This is a genomic window from Pseudopedobacter sp., assembly GCF_040392825.1.
Lineage (GTDB): Bacteria > Bacteroidota > Bacteroidia > Sphingobacteriales > Sphingobacteriaceae > Pseudopedobacter.
This window is the reverse complement of sequence record NZ_JBEBVH010000304.1, coordinates 1-4,380: the sequence shown is the minus strand read 5'-3', so window position 1 is coordinate 4,380 and position 4,380 is coordinate 1. Positions and strand designations below refer to the sequence as shown.

Genomic DNA, 4,380 nt, shown 5'->3' with positions numbered 1-4,380 from the left:
GGTTGTTTCTCAAATCTCACATCTAAAAATCAAAGGTCTTTTTTCTGAAATTTCCTGGTCGAAAGCCATAAAGGAACAACAGCCCACAACGTTAAAACTGCAAAAGTGATGATGCTCCCGGTAGCTCCGGTAAAACTTTGTTTAAAGACCGCACTCGTAGCACCCATTAATGCAGAAATATCCATTTTTAAAAGTGTGACAATTCTCGCCAGATCAATAGGATTTAAGATGCTAAGCGCTACAATCAGTTTCTCTAATGGGTATTCCAGTAATTGGAATAATAAGAAAAGTACTAAACCATCAAACAGTATAGAGAAATACATCCAGATCATTAAAGATACGCCGATTCCTTTCGCCTTGTCTTTGATGTAAACTGAAGACAGCAAAGCTATGGAAACGAAGATCACCGAAAGGAACAGTCCGGTAATCAGCAAAGTGATTCCGGTAGCATTGAAAGCAAAAATGACGATCGGGATTCCACACCCAATACCAAAAGCTAATATAAATGCAGATGCAAGCCCAAAGAATATACTTAGCCAAAGTGTTTTCCTTTTTATTGGTTGTGCTGACAGCAATTCTATGAACTCGGTGGCATTATAAACATAAATAGTAGAAAAAATAATGCTGGCTATAGGTACAATAATCAGATTTAATGTCAGTAAACTGGCCATGCTTTTTTCGACTACATTTTCCATCAGAAATAGCCCCATAGAAAAGCAGAAAAGAAAAAGGGTGTATGCAATAATTATCTTGCTGTTCAAAATATCCAGCATTACATATTTAATTACTTTTTTCATCTGTTTATTATCGTTTTAGTGCTTTATAATTTTTTAGACATTTCATGCCTTTTCCAATTTTAGTTTCATTAGGTAAGGAATAGCTTCAGACAGTTTAGATTTTTGAGTATCTTCTATCAGTTGATTAATAGATTTGTCGAAGATCACTTCTCCTTCTGCCATATAAATTATTTGGCTGACCATATCGTCCAGTTCGCTTAATATGTGAGACGTAATCAATAGAAGCTTTCCCTTATCCCTTTCAGTCTGTATCTTTTCTTTTAGAATAAAAGAAGACAATGGATCTAATCCGGCAGTAGGTTCATCCAGAATCAAAATAGGCGAGTTAAACAGAAATGCCAGATGGGCACTTACTTTTTGCCTTGTACCGCCAGAAAGTGTTCCCATTTTTTTATCAAGGATGTCTTTAAGCTTAAATCCTTCATAAAGGTCATGGTCCAGATTTTTATTCTCATTGCCTCTTAAATCGGTTACCATTTCTAATACTTGTGCAACCCTCATATTTTCAGGATAACGGCCTATTTGTGGCATATATCCGATCAGTTTTCTATACTGCCATTGGTTGCTTATTTCAGTCCCGTTTACCAATATTTTGCCAGAATCCGGAATAACCATACCTAAAACAGTCTTTATCAAAGTGGTTTTTCCACTTGCATTAGCACCGATTAAGGCAATGATATTATTGCCTGAGAGGTTTAGATTGATGTTTTTAAGGACTTCAAATTTCCCAAACTTTTTGTTGATGCCTTCTATTTTTATCATTTGTTTTTTAGTATCTAGTATCAGGTTTTTAGTATCAAGACGAGCGAGCGGTTAGTACACTTTCCACGCTCAGCTTTTTACTCATCATATTTTTCCCATCCTTGGTTTGTTGTCTTTCAGGTTTTCGGGTGTCAGGTTTGGAAACAAGGTTTCGGCCTTATCCATCAGTTTCACGAAAAAGCTTCTAAACAACATCAATGCACCAGAATTTCTCTGGATAATTATGGAATAAAATGTAGCTGGTCTGTGTGGAATGTCTCCGTAACCATCTCTGTCCAGATCATAACCTTCGTATTTATCCCAATAATTTTCATCAAAATATTTCATAACCAAACTGCCATTGGTGGCTACATCGAAAGTATTGCCTATGAAGTTATTCAGGCTGATGTATGCATCACTGCAGCTGGCTTGTATTTGTAAAGCCCATCCGTTTTTCTCGAACCTGTTTTTGATCATTGTAATACGGTTGGCCCCTTCTGCAAAAACAGCAATTGTATTGTTTTCGAATACATTGTTTTCGATATGACTGTCCATAATCTCCTTCAGCAAAAGGCCATAAGCAGCGTTCCCCCAATTTTCGGCAAACACATTTTGATACATTTTTACCCTTTTGCTATACATAACAGCTACGCCAGCACCATTCTTTTTGATAGTATTGTGCTTATAAGTATCGTCATGCGAAAACATGAAATGCAGACCGTAACGTTTATTGCCTATACTTTGGTTATTTTCTATGGTAGATTTTGTGACAAACTCGAAATAAATGCCATCCCTATGTCCCGAAACACGATTGTTTGCGATTTTAAGATGATTGCTCTTCCAGCAATGTATACCATTTGCAGCAGGCTTGCCTTTGATATTTCCTGATTGAAGCTGGTTGTTCTCAAATGTGCAGAAACTGGAATTCATGCAATGTATGCCAAAAAAATTATCCTGAAAACGGTTGTTGCGTACAACAACGTTTTTTGAATTCTGGATTTTCAATGCAGCAATATCCATATAGCTGGAACTGCCCGAATTTTTAAATAAGATGCCTTCTATAAGCACATCATCACTTTCTACTAATAAATTTTCGTACTTGTTTTCACCATCTATGACAGGGAAAGATTCTCCAATTAAGGAAATCTTTTTATTGATTTTCAGACTGCCTTCACGGTATAGTCCCGGTTTTAATAAAATAGTATCCCCATCTTGTACCTCCTGTAAAGCCTTGGTTATGGTCTTAAACCCCGATTGGCTAGAGACAACCAGCTTTTTTGCTTTTGCATCCTCTGCAAGGAAGATGATTAAAAAAGTAATAATTAATGATGTTGTGCTAAATAATCGTCCCATTTCATTTCTGTTCCTGAATAGTTTTCCTGAATTTTTGTCATTTCCTGAGCATTTTCGAAAGCAGCTATATTGGATCCCATAGGGCTTTTAAGCTGTTCTGAGAAAAACAGATGACTTTCTTTTGCGGGAATCAGCTTTTCGGGGATTGAGAAATCTACGAGCCATGATCCGGCAATATCCTCTGATTTTACTTGTCCGTTTTCAATAAACCCTTTGATGCAATGGATGTCATCAAACTTGAAGATCCTGCCTTTTTTAGTAACTAATTCTGCACCATATCTCTGGTCGCTGATAGTCATTTTACAGAAATCGCAATTGTCAACACCAAATTGTATAGGCTGCGGTTTCGTACTGCAGGAAGAGAAGATGAAAAGTGCCGAAATAAGCAGATAATAACTTGCTTTAGATATGTGCTTGAACATTTTTTCTTGAATTTTTAATTTCCTTGAATATGAGAAATGCCAGAGATAATCCTACACCCAACAAAATCCAACCGCCTGTACTGGGAATAGAAAAGGCTTCGAAATTGAGTAATTGCTTAAATCCAATCAAAGGAGGCTGATAGCTCATTCCTGGCACCTGTATAGGTGCTTTAGGATCTAAATTATGGCCATAATCATATTCCCAAAGATAAAAGTCCACCATTGCCACGATAGCGAAAACAAAAAACAGACCTGCCCATGATATGAAAAACCATCTCTTGTTTACAACTGCCGATAAAATTCCAATCAATGCAAAAAAGATGAAAATGTAAGGCAGTACAGTAAACTCCACAAAATCATCAGCATGCAAAGTGCGCATGCCTATATAATGGTTTAATCCGTTTATAATCTCTACATCGCCAGAAAGTTTATTGGCATGTATGTGCATAGACAGTCCCTCAGGATATTGAGGTGCTTTAAGTTCTATTTTCCAGATAGGTACAAAAATGACCAGGACTAGTGCTATTCCGCAGATAACAGAAAGTGTTTTTGTAATCGATAACAGACCTTTTTTCTTCTTTTCTACTTGGTTCATTTTCATTTGCTTATCGGGATTTGTATAAATAAAAGCGATTTCATGATTCGAGATTTTCTGGGAGCCAGGCTGATTTTTGTTTGCTACAATTAACGTGTTATTACAAATGTTTGATAATGAGATTGCTTCGATTCCTCGCAATGACGAAGCTATTTGTCATTGCGAGGAGGTACGACGTGGCAATCTCTCCAACGTCTTTCATATTGTTTGTCCATTGAGTTTGTTGGCTCAATGTGACAGTTAATTAATTCTGTGGGCCCGGAGCTTTTTCTCCTGTACCATATCTCATTGGTGTATTGCTTCCCGCAGGAGACACTCTGATATAGCCAGACATTTCCTGATGCAGCGCACTGCAGAAGTCACTACAATAAAATGGAGTAATGCCAGCTTGTTTTGGTGTCCATTTTAGAGTTTGCGTTTCACCCGGCATTACCAATAATTCAGCATTGTTAGCACCTTTTACGGCAAAGCC

The 4,380-nt window shown here is 37.2% G+C and carries 5 protein-coding genes and 1 pseudogene; all 6 read right to left on the bottom strand.

Translation table 11 applies throughout. The annotated features are described in order from the left end of the window. Positions 1-29: 29 nt before the first annotated feature. Positions 30-797 carry an ABC-2 transporter permease gene (locus tag ABWO41_RS15895; protein WP_353140151.1) on the bottom strand — a complete coding sequence of 256 codons (768 nt, stop codon included), beginning with the start codon at positions 795-797 and terminating at the stop codon, positions 30-32. Between the two features lie 42 nt (positions 798-839). Beyond that, positions 840-1,559, bottom strand: a complete 720-nt coding sequence (locus ABWO41_RS15890; protein ID WP_353140149.1) for an ABC transporter ATP-binding protein — start codon at positions 1,557-1,559, stop codon at positions 840-842. 84 nt (positions 1,560-1,643) lie between these two features. Next, positions 1,644-2,891: a nitrous oxide reductase family maturation protein NosD gene (nosD, locus tag ABWO41_RS15885; protein WP_353140147.1), complete on the bottom strand. Its 1,248-nt coding sequence runs from the start codon at positions 2,889-2,891 to the stop codon at positions 1,644-1,646. Then, positions 2,861-3,313, bottom strand: coding sequence for a nitrous oxide reductase accessory protein NosL (locus ABWO41_RS15880; RefSeq protein ID WP_353140145.1), 453 nt, complete (start codon positions 3,311-3,313; stop codon positions 2,861-2,863). The genes nosD and ABWO41_RS15880 overlap by 31 nt, the downstream gene beginning before the upstream one ends. Beyond that, complete coding sequence (locus tag ABWO41_RS15875; protein WP_353140144.1) at positions 3,294-3,908, bottom strand: hypothetical protein; 615 nt, start codon at positions 3,906-3,908, stop codon at positions 3,294-3,296. The genes ABWO41_RS15880 and ABWO41_RS15875 overlap by 20 nt, the downstream gene beginning before the upstream one ends. 244 nt (positions 3,909-4,152) lie before the next feature. Next, positions 4,153-4,380 (bottom strand): annotated as a pseudogene (locus ABWO41_RS15870) (Sec-dependent nitrous-oxide reductase); the annotation flags it as partial.

Excerpts from the sequence above, each read along its gene's own strand:
- ABWO41_RS15895 (WP_353140151.1), bottom strand. The coding sequence starts at position 797 with ATGAAAAAAGTAATTAAATATGTAATGCTGGATATTTTGAACAGCAAG.
- ABWO41_RS15890 (WP_353140149.1), bottom strand. The coding sequence starts at position 1,559 with ATGATAAAAATAGAAGGCATCAACAAAAAGTTTGGGAAATTTGAAGTC.
- nosD (WP_353140147.1), bottom strand. The coding sequence starts at position 2,891 with ATGGGACGATTATTTAGCACAACATCATTAATTATTACTTTTTTAATC.
- ABWO41_RS15880 (WP_353140145.1), bottom strand. The coding sequence starts at position 3,313 with ATGTTCAAGCACATATCTAAAGCAAGTTATTATCTGCTTATTTCGGCA.
- ABWO41_RS15875 (WP_353140144.1), bottom strand. The coding sequence starts at position 3,908 with ATGAACCAAGTAGAAAAGAAGAAAAAAGGTCTGTTATCGATTACAAAA.